This is a genomic window from Enterobacter sp. UPMP2060 (assembly GCF_053709655.1).
In genome coordinates, this window is record NZ_JBSKJQ010000006.1 from 25,074 (window position 1) to 40,117 (window position 15,044).

General features: G+C 43.3%; 21 protein-coding genes and 1 other RNA gene. 11 read left to right on the top strand and 11 right to left on the bottom strand.

All coding sequences use genetic code 11. The features are described from left to right. The first annotated feature begins 59 nt into the window (after nucleotides 1-59). On the top strand, nucleotides 60-398 hold the full coding sequence (bamE, locus tag ACWKXN_RS13720; RefSeq protein ID WP_008502502.1) for an outer membrane protein assembly factor BamE: 339 nt from the start codon (nucleotides 60-62) through the stop codon (nucleotides 396-398). Nucleotides 399-500: 102 nt separating this feature from the next. Here bamE and ACWKXN_RS13725 read toward each other — a convergent pair whose 3' ends face one another. Next, nucleotides 501-788, bottom strand: coding sequence for an RnfH family protein (locus ACWKXN_RS13725; RefSeq protein WP_023308884.1), 288 nt, complete (start codon nucleotides 786-788; stop codon nucleotides 501-503). Continuing rightward, nucleotides 778-1,215 (bottom strand): type II toxin-antitoxin system RatA family toxin, encoded by a 438-nt coding sequence (locus ACWKXN_RS13730; protein ID WP_024908332.1) that lies wholly within the window; start codon nucleotides 1,213-1,215, stop codon nucleotides 778-780. The genes ACWKXN_RS13725 and ACWKXN_RS13730 overlap by 11 nt, the downstream gene beginning before the upstream one ends. A gap of 156 nt (nucleotides 1,216-1,371) precedes the next feature. Between ACWKXN_RS13730 and smpB the strand changes: the two genes are divergently transcribed. The 5 genes from smpB (at nucleotide 1,372) to ACWKXN_RS13755 (ending at nucleotide 4,493) form a co-directional block, all read left to right on the top strand. Further along, complete coding sequence (smpB, locus tag ACWKXN_RS13735; RefSeq protein ID WP_008502505.1) at nucleotides 1,372-1,854, top strand: SsrA-binding protein SmpB; 483 nt, start codon at nucleotides 1,372-1,374, stop codon at nucleotides 1,852-1,854. Between the two features lie 89 nt (nucleotides 1,855-1,943). Next, nucleotides 1,944-2,307, top strand: a transfer-messenger RNA (tmRNA) gene (gene ssrA, locus ACWKXN_RS13740). Between the two features lie 167 nt (nucleotides 2,308-2,474). Continuing rightward, entirely contained in the window at nucleotides 2,475-3,695 is a 1,221-nt protein-coding gene (locus ACWKXN_RS13745) for an integrase domain-containing protein (protein WP_434637448.1), read from the top strand. A gap of 157 nt (nucleotides 3,696-3,852) precedes the next feature. Further along, a complete protein-coding gene (locus ACWKXN_RS13750) occupies nucleotides 3,853-4,260 on the top strand; it encodes a hypothetical protein (protein WP_102801050.1) in 408 nt (135 codons plus the stop codon). After that, entirely contained in the window at nucleotides 4,260-4,493 is a 234-nt protein-coding gene (locus ACWKXN_RS13755) for a hypothetical protein (RefSeq protein WP_145931497.1), read from the top strand. The genes ACWKXN_RS13750 and ACWKXN_RS13755 overlap by 1 nt, the downstream gene beginning before the upstream one ends. A gap of 211 nt (nucleotides 4,494-4,704) precedes the next feature. Here ACWKXN_RS13755 and ACWKXN_RS13760 read toward each other — a convergent pair whose 3' ends face one another. From ACWKXN_RS13760 to ACWKXN_RS13780, 5 genes are all read right to left on the bottom strand, one after another. Continuing rightward, nucleotides 4,705-4,983, bottom strand: a complete 279-nt coding sequence (locus ACWKXN_RS13760; RefSeq protein ID WP_454543913.1) for a hypothetical protein — start codon at nucleotides 4,981-4,983, stop codon at nucleotides 4,705-4,707. Between the two features lie 186 nt (nucleotides 4,984-5,169). Then, complete coding sequence (locus ACWKXN_RS13765; protein WP_172493945.1) at nucleotides 5,170-5,406, bottom strand: hypothetical protein; 237 nt, start codon at nucleotides 5,404-5,406, stop codon at nucleotides 5,170-5,172. Continuing rightward, nucleotides 5,403-5,813, bottom strand: a complete 411-nt coding sequence (locus ACWKXN_RS13770; protein ID WP_454543914.1) for a hypothetical protein — start codon at nucleotides 5,811-5,813, stop codon at nucleotides 5,403-5,405. The genes ACWKXN_RS13765 and ACWKXN_RS13770 overlap by 4 nt, the downstream gene beginning before the upstream one ends. Next, a complete protein-coding gene (locus tag ACWKXN_RS13775; RefSeq protein ID WP_079836874.1) occupies nucleotides 5,806-6,156 on the bottom strand; it encodes a hypothetical protein in 351 nt (116 codons plus the stop codon). Before ACWKXN_RS13775 ends, ACWKXN_RS13770 begins: the two co-directional genes overlap by 8 nt. Beyond that, on the bottom strand, nucleotides 6,146-6,481 hold the full coding sequence (locus ACWKXN_RS13780) for a hypothetical protein (RefSeq protein WP_196345183.1): 336 nt from the start codon (nucleotides 6,479-6,481) through the stop codon (nucleotides 6,146-6,148). The genes ACWKXN_RS13775 and ACWKXN_RS13780 overlap by 11 nt, the downstream gene beginning before the upstream one ends. Nucleotides 6,482-7,005: 524 nt before the next feature. On the opposite strand from ACWKXN_RS13780, the gene mobQ reads away from it, so the two are divergent. From mobQ to ACWKXN_RS13795, 3 genes are all read left to right on the top strand, one after another. Continuing rightward, nucleotides 7,006-8,307 (top strand): MobQ family relaxase, encoded by a 1,302-nt coding sequence (gene mobQ / locus ACWKXN_RS13785; RefSeq protein ID WP_434637455.1) that lies wholly within the window; start codon nucleotides 7,006-7,008, stop codon nucleotides 8,305-8,307. A 362-nt stretch (nucleotides 8,308-8,669) separates the two neighbouring features. Then, nucleotides 8,670-9,164: a DUF4755 domain-containing protein gene (locus ACWKXN_RS13790; protein ID WP_434637457.1), complete on the top strand. Its 495-nt coding sequence runs from the start codon at nucleotides 8,670-8,672 to the stop codon at nucleotides 9,162-9,164. 36 nt (nucleotides 9,165-9,200) lie between these two features. After that, nucleotides 9,201-9,578, top strand: a complete 378-nt coding sequence (locus tag ACWKXN_RS13795; RefSeq protein WP_196345180.1) for a hypothetical protein — start codon at nucleotides 9,201-9,203, stop codon at nucleotides 9,576-9,578. A 1,002-nt stretch (nucleotides 9,579-10,580) separates the two neighbouring features. Here the strand turns inward: ACWKXN_RS13795 and ACWKXN_RS13800 are convergent. After that, complete coding sequence (locus ACWKXN_RS13800; RefSeq protein ID WP_001528738.1) at nucleotides 10,581-10,784, bottom strand: helix-turn-helix transcriptional regulator; 204 nt, start codon at nucleotides 10,782-10,784, stop codon at nucleotides 10,581-10,583. A 716-nt stretch (nucleotides 10,785-11,500) separates the two neighbouring features. Between ACWKXN_RS13800 and ACWKXN_RS13805 the strand changes: the two genes are divergently transcribed. Both ACWKXN_RS13805 and ACWKXN_RS13810 read left to right on the top strand, forming a co-directional pair. Further along, nucleotides 11,501-11,857, top strand: coding sequence for a hypothetical protein (locus ACWKXN_RS13805; RefSeq protein WP_029740047.1), 357 nt, complete (start codon nucleotides 11,501-11,503; stop codon nucleotides 11,855-11,857). A gap of 174 nt (nucleotides 11,858-12,031) precedes the next feature. Next, on the top strand, nucleotides 12,032-12,589 hold the full coding sequence (locus ACWKXN_RS13810; protein WP_182072744.1) for a YceI family protein: 558 nt from the start codon (nucleotides 12,032-12,034) through the stop codon (nucleotides 12,587-12,589). Here the strand turns inward: ACWKXN_RS13810 and ACWKXN_RS13815 are convergent. The 3 genes from ACWKXN_RS13815 to ACWKXN_RS13825 are packed head-to-tail and all read right to left on the bottom strand — an operon-like array spanning nucleotide 12,581 to nucleotide 14,434. Continuing rightward, complete coding sequence (locus ACWKXN_RS13815) at nucleotides 12,581-13,372, bottom strand: anti-sigma factor family protein (RefSeq protein ID WP_182072746.1); 792 nt, start codon at nucleotides 13,370-13,372, stop codon at nucleotides 12,581-12,583. The two genes, ACWKXN_RS13810 and ACWKXN_RS13815, sit on opposite strands and share 9 nt — an antisense overlap. After that, nucleotides 13,369-13,899, bottom strand: coding sequence for a sigma-70 family RNA polymerase sigma factor (locus tag ACWKXN_RS13820; RefSeq protein ID WP_454543915.1), 531 nt, complete (start codon nucleotides 13,897-13,899; stop codon nucleotides 13,369-13,371). Before ACWKXN_RS13820 ends, ACWKXN_RS13815 begins: the two co-directional genes overlap by 4 nt. A gap of 7 nt (nucleotides 13,900-13,906) precedes the next feature. Beyond that, nucleotides 13,907-14,434, bottom strand: a complete 528-nt coding sequence (locus ACWKXN_RS13825; protein WP_033146334.1) for a tetratricopeptide repeat protein — start codon at nucleotides 14,432-14,434, stop codon at nucleotides 13,907-13,909. Nucleotides 14,435-15,044: the final 610 nt, after the last annotated feature.

The window sequence follows — 15,044 nt, forward strand, 5'->3', positions numbered from 1 at the left end:
CATCGGCATATTACATATGAGCCGCGTTCTGCTCGGGCCCGAAAAGGAATCAAATCACTATGCGTTGTAAAATGCTGACCGCTGCCGCAGCGGTTCTTCTGATGTTGACCGCAGGCTGTTCCACTCTGGAGAAAGTGGTTTACCGTCCTGACATCAACCAGGGGAACTACCTTACCCCTAACGATGTGTCTAAAATCCGTGTGGGGATGACACAACAGCAGGTCGCTTATGCACTGGGAACCCCGATGATGTCCGATCCGTTCGGCACTAACACCTGGTTCTATGTATTCCGTCAGAAGCCGGGCCACGAAGATGCGACCCAGCAGACCCTGACGCTGACCTTCAGCAGCGCCGGTGTGTTGACCAACATCGACAACAAGCCTGCCCTGACCAAATAATCAGAAGTCAGAAATGCAAAAAGGTGCTCATTGAGCACCTTTTTGTTTTTCTTTTATCCCCTCGCCCCTTTGGGGAGAGGGTCAGGGTGAGGGGAAAACACGCTACTTACCCGCTTTCTCCGCACGCTGACGTCGCAGCTCTTTCGGGTCAGCAATCAGCGGGCGATAAATCTCAACCCGGTCGCCCTCTTTCAGCACATCACCCAGCTTCACCGGACGGCTATAAATACCGACCTTATTTTTCGCCAGGTCGATATCGCTGCGAAGTTCGAGGATGCCGGACGCGCGGATAGCCGCCTCAACGGTTGCCCCCTCTTCCAGCGTCACGCGCTGCAGATACTGCTTCTCCGGCAGCGCATACACCACTTCTACAGCAATCTTATGCGACACTGTAAACCTCTTTGGCGCGGGTGGTGAACGCCTGAACCATATTCGAAGCCAGCTCTTTAAAAATGCGGCCAAACGCCAGCTCAATCAGCTTATTGGTAAATTCAAAGTCCAGCTGGAACTCGATGCGACAGGCGTCAGCGCTCAGCGGCGTAAACTTCCAGCCCCCCATAAGGGTTTTAAACGGACCATCCACCAGATGCATCAAAATACTCTGATTGCTGGTCAGCGTATTGCGGGTGGTGAACGTCTTGCTGATCCCCGCTTTGGAGACATCCACCGCCGCAGTCATCTGCGTCGGGCCGGACTCCAGAACGCGGCTCCCGGTGCACCCCGGAATAAATTCTGGATAAGACTGAACGTCGTTCACTAACTGATACATTTGTTCCGCGCTGTAAGGCACAAGCGCAGTACGGCTAATCTGAGGCATAGCATTTCCCATGGTCACACAACGGACAAATAATAACATTTATCACCTGTTAAAAAAACGCTAAGCCTCATCTCGTGCTAAGATAGCGCGTTAGACCTCACAGGACGCAATGAGGTGACTTTTTGAAATCAGATTACCGACGGCTTTACGACACTTATGACGAAGAAAAAAGCACATAAACCAGGCTCGGCGACCATTGCGCTCAACAAGCGTGCTCGCCACGAGTATTTCATTGAAGAAGAATTCGAAGCTGGCCTTGCGTTGCAGGGCTGGGAAGTAAAATCGCTGCGCGCCGGGAAAGCCAACATCGGCGATAGCTACGTGATCCTGAAAGATGGCGAAGCCTTCCTATTCGGCGCGAACTTTACGCCGCTGACCGTCGCCTCCTCACACTACGTGTGTGACCCAACGCGCACCCGAAAGCTGCTGCTGAACAAGCGTGAGCTGGAATCCCTCTACGGACGCATCAACCGTGAAGGTTTCACCGTTGTAGCCCTGTCGCTGTACTGGAAAAACGCATGGTGCAAGGTGAAAGTTGGCGTCGCGAAGGGTAAAAAACAGCACGACAAACGTACTGACCTGAAAGAGCGCGAGTGGCAGCTTGATAAAGCGCGCATCATGAAAAACGCAGGACGTTGATTCTGCACACTTATTGTACTATTCAATAAGTTAGCGTTCCGGGCTGGTATCCAGGAAGTGAAATCTGGTATACTTAGTTCAACACTATTGGGGCTGATTCTGGATTCGACGGGATTTGCGAAACCCAAGGTGCATGCCGAGGGGCGGTTTGCCTCGTTAAAAGCCGCAAAAAAATAGTCGCAAACGACGAAAACTACGCTTTAGCAGCTTAATAACCTGCTCTGAGCCCTCTCTCCCTAGCTTCCGCTCTTAAGACGGGGATCAAAGAGAGGTCAAACCCAAAAGAGATCGCGTGGAAGCCCTGCCTGGGGTTGAAGCGTTAAAACTAATCAGGCTAGTTCGTTAGTGGCGTGTCTGTCCGCAGCTGGCGTGCGAATGTAAAGACAAACTAAGCATGTAGTACCGAGGATGTAGAAATTTCGGACGCGGGTTCAACTCCCGCCAGCTCCACCACTTTTTAGTAAAATGACGTCTACTCAAGTCTACAAAGGCCGCATCCCACAAGGGTTTGCGGCCTTTTTCATGTCCAGTGAAGTCTACTGAGAATTGCTAGAAACCATTCCTTATGGCACCCTCCTATTATCCCTCGTCGATGAGGGAGTAAAAACGAGGGAGCAAAAATGCCGAAAGTAGCAACAAAACTCACTGACACAGAGATCAGAAAGGCCAAGCCCACAGAGAAAGAGTTCACGCTATGGGATGGAGACGGCTTGTTCCTGCGTATCAAACCAAGTGGCAAAAAAATCTGGCACCTCGGCTATACCGTTCCTTTAACCAAGAAACGGGCCAAAATGAGTCTTGGGTTCTATCCCTACCTGACACTTGCTCAAGCAAGAGCGCTACGGGATGAATACCTCTCTTTGCTTGCACAGGGTATCGATCCCCAATCCCACAATGAGCAAAAAGCTCAAGCGCTCAAAGATGCCACTGAACACACATTCCAAACAGTGGCGAAAAAGTGGCTTGATGAAAAAATTAAAACATCAGGCATATCGCAAGATCATGCTAAGGATATCTGGCGTAGCCTTGAACGAAACATCTTTCCAACATTGGGGGATATTCCTATTAAAGAGATCCGCCCTAAAATGTTGAAACAACATCTTGACCCTATCGAGCAAAGAGGTGTTCTTGAAACTCTACGCCGTATAATTTCCCGACTGAACGAAATTTTCCGTTATGCGGCCACAGAAGAGCTTATTGAGTTCAACCCCGCAGATAATCTCACACAGCGTTTCAGCAAGCCAAAAAAGCAAAACATGCCAGCCCTACCCCCCAGCGAGTTACCAAGATTCATAGTGGCTTTAGCAAACGCATCTATACGCATAGAAACACGCCTGCTGATTGAATGGCAACTTCTTACATGGGTTCGCCCCGGAGAGGCTGTCCGTGCTCGTTGGACTGACATCGACGAAGAGAACCGATTCTGGAACATCCCCGCTGAGTTCATGAAGATGAAACGGCCCCACAAGGTTCCATTGAGTAAAGAAGCTATGCGTATTCTTGAATCCATGAAACCAATCAGCGGTCATCGTGAGTGGGTTTTCCCCAGTATCAAAGCTCCTCTTAGCCATATGCACGAGCAAACAGCTAACGCAGCGATCATCCGCATGGGTTTTGGCGGTGAACTGGTGGCACATGGTATGCGTTCTATTGCCAGAACAGCAGCCGAAGAAGCGGGGAAGTTTAGGATTGAAGTTCTTGAAGCAGCTCTCGCTCATTCTAAAAAAGATGAAATCATTGCGGCTTATAACCGTGCAGAATATTTAGCCGAACGGATAGAGTTAATGCAATGGTGGAGTGATTACGTTCAATCCCAAAAATACAAAGTCATTGCAGCATAGATTTTATTGTTCCATACTTACAATGTATCTTTGCTACTCTGATCAATACAGAGTCTAACCCTCCTCCGTGCGGCGGGAAAGGTCTGAGGTAAGTATCAAACGTGTTATCATTCACTCGCATGCAAAATTTTAATCTATCTATTTAAAGGTATTAATTGTGCCTGAATTTAAAATACTTAATCATGTAATAGATTATATGGAATCAACGGGTTCAACGAGTAAGTTAGTGACTTTATCTGTTGACCAAGAGCTTCTAGAAGAGATAAATGCAGAAAACAAAACTTCATATACACTTTCCGAATTAGAAAAAGCTACGGATAAATGCTTGGCGCATGAGTGGCTTGAGCATACATCGCTTGGAGGTAAAAAATACGGACATTTACGAATCACTCCGAAAGGAGTTGGTGCGGCAAGGTCAAAACGCAAGTCAGAAGAACAAAAAGCTTCTCGGAGCTTTTTTAAAAAGGCATCCGATTACGTTGAAGATCATAAAGGGTTATTTGTTGTTTTAGGTTTTTTATTAGCCTTAGCAACATTTTCACTAAAATTTTTTGGAGTAAATTAATGAAAGATAAAAGTTTCTCTGTAGAACTCAAGTGTTTATTTTGTGATTGCCCTTTAGAAGGAGATACTACAAAAGAGTATGTTTCTGGGGATATGCTTGAATGTCAAAATTGCCATGAACTTAATGATTATGATGCCTTAATCGACGTCGCAGCCGAAGAAGGTAAAGGGCTTGCAACTGAATATGTAAACAAAGAGATGGAAAAGATTCTGAAGGGTCTATTCAAAAAGTAAATGTTAAGTACAAATTTTTGTAGCCATTTTTCACTCAGACTCAGCACATATCGAAAATCTTATTATAAAGAGTTTATCAGGTGGATGGCTCACTACGTGAACCACCCACCTATGCAAAATGGTATTTGTTCTGAATATCATCAAGAACAATAGCGGAACCCTTAAAAGGGAACCCCCGCCATTCTTCTTGACGTCCTAAATATAGGGATTGTCATTTAGTCTTACTGGAGAGATTGCGACGTTCCATGAATAACTTATAACGTTCATCAGCTTCTTTTTGAAATTTCTCAGCGTCAAATGTGTCAGTTTCTATTTTTATTTTTTGTTTAACAGCTTCATCTAATATTTTATTTTCTTTCAGTCTTTCCTTTTCATTTAATATTAACCTATAGTATTTCATTTTAATATTAAAACTTGCTTTTACAAACTCGTTAGCATCAAAATCTATATTGTATTTTTTAAGAAGCTTTAATATATAATCTATATTCATTTTTTCACTTCCTTTTTTATTTTTTCTTCATGCGCATCTTTTTTTATACTCCCACTTTTTAACCATTGCTTAAACTTATAGCTGTTATAATGCTGCCACTGATATATTTCAGACGCATATATAACCGACAACATGCAAGCAATAAAAAATATGACCATAAAAAATATACATATTAAATAAAACATATCAGCCCCCACCTTTCTTTCTATACTGCTCTTTTATTAGTGCTATGTGATATTTTTTTGCATTGTTTATACTCACGTCTGCTGAATTTTTAGCAGAACGAAAAGCACTAGAAACAACAGAGGCAATGATAGCAACTAAAAAAGCACAAATAAAAAAACCCATCGCGGCTGGAATGAGACTACCGCCGCCATCGTCTACCGGAGGTTTTGCTTTTGCTATTAAACCTAATATATTCATATATTTTTCTCCTCAATAGTTTTAATCGCTGTTTCTATTCTTTGTTTTACAAAGTCTCTAAACACATAACCTATTATTCTCGCATCCTCCCCCATGTCTAACTCATCTTTTTTATTAAAATATAAATCAGCGCTCAATAGTTCTTCACTTTGAATATCTAACATTTTGCTAGCAAGTGATATTCTAATAATATTTAATATTTCTAAATCTAAACTTGCTCTATCATGCTTGTTTAAAAGCTGGAGCGGGTGAAAATCTTTTTTTCTTTTCATTTCTTGTATGTCATTATCAAAATCTATCATTAAAAAATGTAAGCAAGTAAAAGACGTATCATAGAAGTTCAGGCGGTTAATCATGTCCGCCGTTCCCTCGCGTGAAGGGTTCGGGTTAGGTCTTAAGTTATTCATCCGTTTTACTCCTTTTTTTATTATTTTTTATCTTCCATTCGTTAAGCCTCTTATCCCCTTCCGCTCTCAAAAACTCACGCTGATCGTATATTCTTTTTAAGACCATATGATTAGTTAAAGCCCCGACCAATAGTGATAAATCATTAGTAAAATCTAACTCGTCAGATACTTCTTTGCTATTTTCTCTAACTATTCTTATTAACTCAGCACCAATTTTTATTTTACGCGCTGTATCTTCTTTTCTTTTTTCAGCTTTCATTTCTTGCTCCAACCTATTTAGCAAGTTTGCTTTTTGTTCAAGTTCTTTTTTCACTTTATTATATTTATCAATATTAAATGCCATTTTTAAAACCTCTCTTTTCTTTTATCATAATAAAAAGCGCAATCAATCCAGCTATAAACAAAATCGGCAGCGTAAAAATAAACCCTAACAATAAAACAACGGTAAACCCAAAAACTCCGGACATTTCGTATAAATGACCAAAAAACGAATTTTCATTTTTATACTCAATCATTTTCTGTAAAACAGATTTTTTTTCTTGCTCTTGTTCTCTTAAATAATCCTCTCTATATTCGTCATCTTCACAGCTCAAAGGGATTTCTATAGTGTCATCATTTAAATACTCATTATCATCATAGTCGTAATCATTATCATAATTTCCAATCATTCTAGATCTCCCCCTAACGTGTCATAAACAACAGTAAAATCGCTTTCATGAGAAAAAAGATTGTAAGTTATAAATAAGCTTGTTCTACATATAACATCCGTATTTTCATCTTGTAGTTTTTTTTATAATCAATCGAACGAGTTCAGACGCTGCCACTTCTATTTTTTTATCAATATCATTCATATTTCACCTCTTTTATTTTTATGTTTTTCTGATATATATATTTTAAGTAATATATTTATTTATTTAAGTAAAGCGCGATATATGTATTTTCATTTCCAGAGCGCGATTTTATAGATGAAAGGTTTACGTGTAGCGGCTATTTTGGTTTTGCTAAAAACTACAATAGCGCACTTATACATTCTTCGAATGTGTGCGCCCCATAAATGGGGATTTACTAACGCATAAAAATAAAAAGTAATATTCGCTTTATGCTTAATATTACTTAATCGCTTTTTAAAAAAAGCAAATATATTTTGCTTGTTTTAAAAAGTATGTGCTTTCAATATCAGGAGATAAAAACAATGGCAATATTTCATATGAGCGCTCAAACAATAACACGCAGCAAGGGGCATAGTAGCGTAGCTGCGGCAGCTTATCGCCACGGCGAAAAGTTAATGGACGAACACACAGGAGAGATCCACGACTACAGCAAAAAGAAAGGTATTTCAGACAGTATGATATTAATACCTGAAAGCGCAGACCGTAATTTTTTAAAGCCTGCGTATTTATGGAACACGATAGAAAAAAGCGAAAAAAGAAAAGATGCGCAGTTAGCACGCGAGTTTAATATTGCGCTTCCTGTCGAAATGACAGACGAACAAAAAAAGGTGTTAGCAATAGATTTTTGCCAAGAGCATTTTGTAAAAAATGGAATGATTGCTGATATAGCCTTCCACAAACTCGATAGCGACAACCCGCATTTTCACGTAATGCTAACTACTCGCCGCCTTACTCCTGACGGCGCGGGGTTCGGTCAGAAGGAAAGGAAATGGAACGATAAAGAACTGTTAGAGCAATGGCGCAAGAGTTGGGCAGACACAGCAAACGAGCACATGCAAAAGGCTGGCATCGATGCGCATATCGATCACAGATCACTGAAAGAACAAAAAGCAGAGTTTGACGCTATCCTGCCCCCTCTCAGAACGGTTGAGCAAGAGGCGCAGGCAATCAGCTTAGACAGACCGCCGACTATCCATAGAGGCCATAGCCGCAATCCAGAGCGACAAGCACGCTTTGACGTGCTCCAAGAAGTGAAAGTATCACAAGAGGCAAAAGCACTTAACCACATTGAACAGAAACAGCTTAAGCCCTCGCCGCTGGCTCCAGCTTCCTCCCCTGCCGCATCTTTGCAAGATGCTACACAGGGAGGCAATGAAAACAACCCGCAAAATAGACTCGGCGAAGTTGGCGAATATCTTCAATCTAAACTCAATAAAGAAGATAAAGCAGATCTTAATGCTGATAATGAAATCAAAGTTCACACCACTAAAAATAATAGTAAAAGCAGTTCAGCAGCGGCTATAGGTTCAACATCAAATATTAATTTAACCGATGAGAAAGTAGATAAGAATCTACACTTAACAGAAGCACAAAAAGAAGAGTTAGAGGATTTAGAAAATAAAGAAGCAGCAGCAAAGAAAAAAGCTTATCTGATGGTCGGCGCTGCCGTTCCTGAACTTTCTCAAGATAACAAAACACAGTCAAAAAGTGAGTTTAAAAATAAACTTCATACAGCTAAACAATCAATATCATTAACTGAACAGAGATTTAATGAAGAACGTGAAACATATGAGAACAGAAGAAACCGACCAATACCGCGCTAGATATTTTGCTCATTTTTTATCCCCAATGAATGACTTGGAGTTATATTCACTTTAAACAATTGATAGTATTGGTTTATTTTCACCTGCCATCGTATCGTTTATATCGATCAAAATCAATATAATGATAGTTAATACCTATCATAAAGTCACTATCGATCGATTAAAACAATTGATACACCGATCGATAATCACTTTTTAATCGTTAAAAACTATCAATATTAAATAATTGATCTGTAATAACGATCATTTTACTTGAGAGCAGCCCTCTTCATGGTATGCTCGGAGCGTGGAAGACCGGGCGAATCACCTTGGTATCTTCATGATTAAGTTAAAAACTATCGCTCTATGAGGAATGAAATTTTATGAAAACCGAAAACATTATTTTTCTTTTTTGGGCAGTGATTTTTTTCCTGATTCTCTGCCAACTGTTTTACTTTGGCCCTAAAAAAAGAAGATATCTCAATACTTACACAGAGGTATTAGATGGTGATGTCCTCTCATATGAATGTCAAAACACCGGTGTAGTCATTGATACTAAAAAACACACAGTACGTATTTTCAATACAGATAAGGACAGCACTTTCAAATACGACAACATCAGGGAAATAAATTATACGCTATCCGAAGCCGGAAAAATTTATAGCACAGGTAATAATCTAAACTCTATGATAAAGTCCGCTGGAGCTAACAGTAATGAACAAATGTTAGCTAATCAGCGTTCCGGTATTTTTATACTGACAGATGATATAAAAAATCCTTCATGGAAAATCAATCTACCAATGAAAAACAAAACATCATCGACCAATCAGGAGATCTGCGATCGCTGGCTTCTCATTTTTAATAAATATGTTTTATAACCTTGTTATGTTTTATTATTTATATTTGGAGTTGATATGAAAAGATTGTTTGCGGCAGCATTTATTATTCTTCCTTTGGTGAGTTGTACCGTTTATGGAAACAAATCTATTAAAGACGAAACACAGCAAAATATAGCCTCTAAGATTATCAAGGGTAAAACTACTCAACAAGATATCCTTCGTTTTTATGGGGAGCCTCAGACTAAAGAAACTAACGATGGTAAAGAAATGTGGGGGTATTCTGTTATGTCCGGTGAATCCCAGATTTCAAATTACATACCGGGATTAGCATTATTAAAGAACAGCAGCACAGCGCACATGAAAGATCTTGAGATCTGGTTTAAAGGTGATGTTGTTGAACGCTATACCTTTAGACAAACGGCAAGTAAAACTTCTCGCGGGTTGTTAGATTAATCTAAATCCAATACCATTTTATCTATAAAAGAAGTTGGTGTAATCCGACTTCTTTTATATTTTATCCATGATCTGACATTACTTATACTTCTATTAGTGCTTCATGAAATGGCACTTTACTTTTTATATTTTTTATCTGGTCTTTTATCCTTATTTTTATTAAAAAAATTGTACTAGTAGTACTAATTAATTAATTTAAAAGTTTTTGGTTTTAAGGTTTTGGGGTTTGTGTTTTAGCGGGGCGGCTTTCAGCCGTAGTAGTTTTCCTCCGAAGGAGGAAATAGTTTTTCTTTAAGCATTCCCCCCCTACCCCCCACGCCAAAAAGGCTGAAATAGAGAGATAGGAGATGCTCATTGCGCCTTGAAAATATTCAGAACGTTTCCATTCTGATACTTCCCCCACGACCCACGCAAACACAAATCATGAAACTTTCAAACAACTCTCGTTTTACTAAAGAGTCTATACTACTGTTTGTAAATTTTTTAGATTGTGCGATTCAGGTTGGCAGCTACGCATATCCCGGTTAACCGCTGCCGCAATATTCTAAGTTTCACCAAACACTCGATGTCCTTCGTACTTAGACCTTGATACAACAAGGGTAATATTATATTGCTTTTGTAGATTAAATGTTTCTGGAAATGGTATTGTCATTTTATCTATGTCAAAGTCGGCGAAACTTGTTTAATCATGCAGATTAGAGGCTTCTGGAAGTGGTATTTAACATTAGTTAAAAGTCGACGAAGCATTTCTAATCTTTTGTATCTTTATATTATATAAATCTATATATAACATCAGTCAATAGATAAAATCAAAAATATTTTAAAAACATGATTAGATGAAAAACAAAAAAAAGACCAGATTAAACCCCAGTCTCTGTTTTACTTAATATCAGTTATGTTTTTCATATATAGTTCTAAAACGCTCTGTACGCGATTTTGAGACGTTTTACACTGGAAGCCGTGTAATCATATAAATAATAAAATAGAATACTGTAATGATTTTTACGCCGCTTGATTACGCGAATAAAAAATCTTTTCATCAATCCATTCGTCAACTTCACTTTCAACAAATGCGATAGTTCTTTCACCAGTCTTGATCGGAGAAGGGAAATCACCCCGGCTAATCAGCCGATAGATCCACGCTTTACAAAAACCAGTCTTGTTTAACACTTCGGGTAAGCGGATAAGTCTTTTTCTTTCGTTCATATATTTCCTCATAGTTGTTTTGATGAGGCTATTATTCGAATATCGCTTATGACAATCAACAACTTTTTTAGCAAAAAGTGCTTTTTTAGTTGACTATTTTAAATTAACAGTCATTCATTCACCTTCGGAAGTTGAACTCATGAGTTCAACTCCTCACCGCTAGTCATGACATTCAAAATGTGCTTATTTTTTAGCCACAATATTTTTTTTATCCCTTCATTGCACCTAAATGTAAAACACAAATAATTAATATATTTAATAATCAAATGATTAAACAGTCGATTACAGGGACGCCAGCCCAAAATTCTCCATCGGCGATCACCAGAGTCGACTGATGAAGTCCTGAAAGCCCGCACGGCGCAAGCCCTGCGGGCTTTTTTGTGCCCCATGCCCACGGTTCCTTCCATCCCTTTGACAAACATCAACCCCTCCCCCCTTCTCCTGTGCAAAATTACCCACACCACCCAGCGCTACGGAATAGCCGCTCAACCCGGAAGGAACCCCACCATGTACAGACCCATAACCGTTATTATCTTCATTCTCCTGACTCTCGCCGCCCTTGCTGAAATAGGCTTTTTATCCTTTGGATAATCCTCAGGCGAAATATCCCTCAGCAGGGCACATTGATCTCATTACAGTTTTTTCCTAAAGCCATCCCGTTTCGCCTGTGCCATGCTGAATCACGCTCATAACCGATAACGTTAAATGAGGATATTATGAAAAAAACAATTATCGCATTATCTGCCGTTCTGCTGGCTTCCCCAGTATTTGCTGCGACCACACATGCAACTGACGATACCGTCGCTGCGGCGAACGCAAACGCCAACGAGGCGAAGCAAAAACTGCACGAAGAGCAGAACAAAGGTGAAGAGCTGAAGCTGAAACAGAAGCATGCTGCGGAGGGTAAAAGCGAAAGCCTGGGCAGCAAGGTCAGCGAAGATTCCCAGAAAGCCTGGCATAAAACCAAACAAGGCACCGAGAAAGGGTGGGATGCCACCAAAGAAGGCGCTGAGAAAGGCTGGAACAAAACCAAAGAAGGTGCCAGCGAGCTGGAAAAGAAAGTCACTGAGTAATCCCTTTGAAAGGCCGCGCAAGCGGCCTTTTTTATTCCCCGCAGCTCTGCGTTCTCAAGGCTACACTTGTCACCAGGTCCGGTTGTCGCGCTCCGGTTGAAATAACGTCAACAAAGCCGAATAGATCCCGGGGGTGACGCGTTTACTCCCTGCCCCCCTAAAAGAGATCCTGAGATGCTTCGACGCCTGGTGATAGTGCTTGTTTTGATTTGTCCGTGGGCGATGGCTGCCCCGAAGAGCTACATAATTGACACCAATAACACCGCCATTCGGCTGTCGTGGCATGCCTTTGGCGGCATCCTCTCCTGGGCGACGTTCAGCGGCGTGACGGGCGCCGTGACGCTCAACCCGGAAAATGACGTCGACGACCATATTCACGTCACCATTCCCGTAGCGACTCTCGTAGCCTCAAACAAGCTGCTCACCTGGCAGCTGAAAAGCGATATGTTTTTTGAATCCGAGCGCTACCCGACTATCGAGTTCATCAGCTCTCGCGTGGTCGCCCAGGGCGACGGGCGGTTCAGGGTGTTCGGCACGTTGACCGTACGAAACATCGCCCGCCCGGTGATCCTGGAGGCCATCGTGAAAGACCCACACGCGCAGGCCCTCACGCTGGATGCCACGACGGCGATCTCGCGCGCGGCCTACGGGATGGATAAGTTTGCGCTGGTCGTGGACGATCGTATTGCCATCGCTATTGCGATTCAGACGAACGACGTGCCGTCATCCTGAGATGAGGCGCTGTAGCTGCTCCGCGTTTCCCCGCAGGTGAGACGGCGGGTTGCGGCCAATCAGGACAAACTGGTAGCCCGCCTCCTGCCACCACGCCAGGTTCATGCCGTGCCGCTGCTCCTGGCGCAGAGAGGCCATAGTCTTCTCATCTACAGGAGAGATACAGAGCGCCATCGGGCCGTAGTCGGCGTTAATCCAGGCAATCTGCGCGATCGAGGTGGTTTCATAGCGCAGCATTCGCACCATTTTCAGCTCTGCCCCCTGCAGGACAAGCTGCGACATGTGCAGCTTGATGCCGATGTCCTGCGCGGCTCGTTCCAGCCCGCGCTGCAGGACCGGCGTTGCGCTGTCCATATCCAGCAGCGTCTCAACGCTGTACAGGGACATATATTGCGCTTCGAGGTCGCGAATATGAGCGTTCTCATCCGCTGGCGCGGAAGCGGGCCGCAGCAGGTAGCCCAGCCCGGATCCGACCATCAAAAAACTGACCGACGCGGCGATCAGCGCCCGCCTGCTGACGCCAGCCGGCGTGGAGGATTGTGGATCGGGAAGTGCCGCCAGACGCGCCTGCATTGCCTCAAGTGGCGCCTCATCCAGCATGTGGGCAAACGCCCCGGCGAAATCCTGGCTGCTTTTCATCAGTTCGTTGGTTCGCCCGGAGAGGCGTTCGTCACTTTTCAACTGTTCTTCAAATTGCTGCGCGTCGACGCGGCACATCTCGCCATCTATCCATGCCACGATAGCGTCGTCGTTATAGGGCGGTGCAAAACGGTGCGAGTTCAAGAGCGTTTCTCCTTTGCCGGAGGCAGTGCGTCAGCGGATCTGGCAAGCCGAGCCCGCGCCGTCGCCAGCCGGCTCATCACGGTACCGACAGGCACCGCAAGAGTGTCCGCCGCCTCCTGGTAGGTAAAGCCTTCGACATAAACCAAAAATACCGCGTTGCGCTGGGCTTCAGGCAGCGCGTTGACGCGCTGCATCACCTTCATGTAATGCAGGCGCGTCTCATCCTGTTCGCGGGTGTCCGGCGCCAGAAGCTCGTCGCTGGCCACAAATCCCTGCCCCTGACGCACGTGTCGTGCCCGAAGCTCAGAGATCCAGATGGAGTGCAGTATCGCGAACAGCCACCTGTCGATGCGCGTGCCCGGCGTATACTGGCTGCTCCTTTCAAGCGCACGCACGCAGGTGGACTGAACCAGCTCTTCGGCGATATCCCTGTTTCGCGACAGCACCAGCCCATAGCGCCAGAGGCGCGGCAGGTGTGCGGCTAACTGTTGACGAACCTCACTGGTAGCGATGTGTTTTTCCTCCACGAGAAAATCAGGATTCCGGATGCCCGTTGATGGCGGCCTGCAGGTCACGGTACTCCTCGCAGGACTGGCCACAAATACCGGCAATCACCTTCAGCTGTTCTTTCGCGAGGTCAGGACGTCCTTTTACCATCCACGCTTCACCGAGGTATTCCCGGGCTTTGGCATAATCCGGTGCGATAGCCAGCGCGCGCTGGTAGTAACCAATCCCTTCGTCCGTGCGGCCAAGCTTGCGCGTGGCGAACCCGCGATAGTTCCACGCTTCAGCCGTATTGCCATTTTTCAGCGAATCAAGCAGGTTCAGCGCCGCCTGGTACTCGCCTTTCTTCGCGAGATGGTACGCATAGTTGGTTTTGTCCTGGTCGCTGAGGCTGCTGCTCTTGTCCGGCACGCATTTCTGGGTGGCGCTGTCATACACCTGTCCGGAAGGACAATCGGGCGTTTTGCTCTCGGTACTATTATTGCCCATTGCCAGCGCCAGGGGGGACAGCAGGGAAAAAATCAGCACCGGGATCAAACGAAACGAGATCGTGTTCATATAAAGCTCCAGGGTAAGAAGGAAGTGACGTCAGTAAACGCCCGACTGACGATTTTTATTCATTCTCCCCGTGAATTTTTTGCTGTCGCTAAATCATGCTGACGTCGTAGCACCAATGGAAATAAATCAGGTTATTTTACCCTTTACTTAACGCTATTATTTTCGCGTGATAGCAGAGTTTTAAGCCTGCATAAGAATATATTTTATTGTGTGAGTGACATAATATATCTTATATCAAAAACGTTACCCTAACTTAAATGCATATTAAGCGCGCTTAAACAATAACGTTTTATATTATATTAAAAATGTCCCCTACCAATTATCATACTGCGTAAATCATATTCAGAATCAACGTCACCGGTTAAAACTAAAATGATATAAAACAAAAGGTTGAGTCAAGTAAATTATTAACCACCCCAATACATTAATGCCCTCTTCATTGTTTTGGCACTTATTTACGAAAGCTTAATTTGCACAACCTTCGTTTTCTGTCTATATCATTTTTATATTCTAAAAAATAATTCCTCTATTAATTACAGGGTTTTACACGATACAAAACACCCATAAAAATTGTTCACTTTTATAAGTCATTAGATTCGCTCTGATGTTG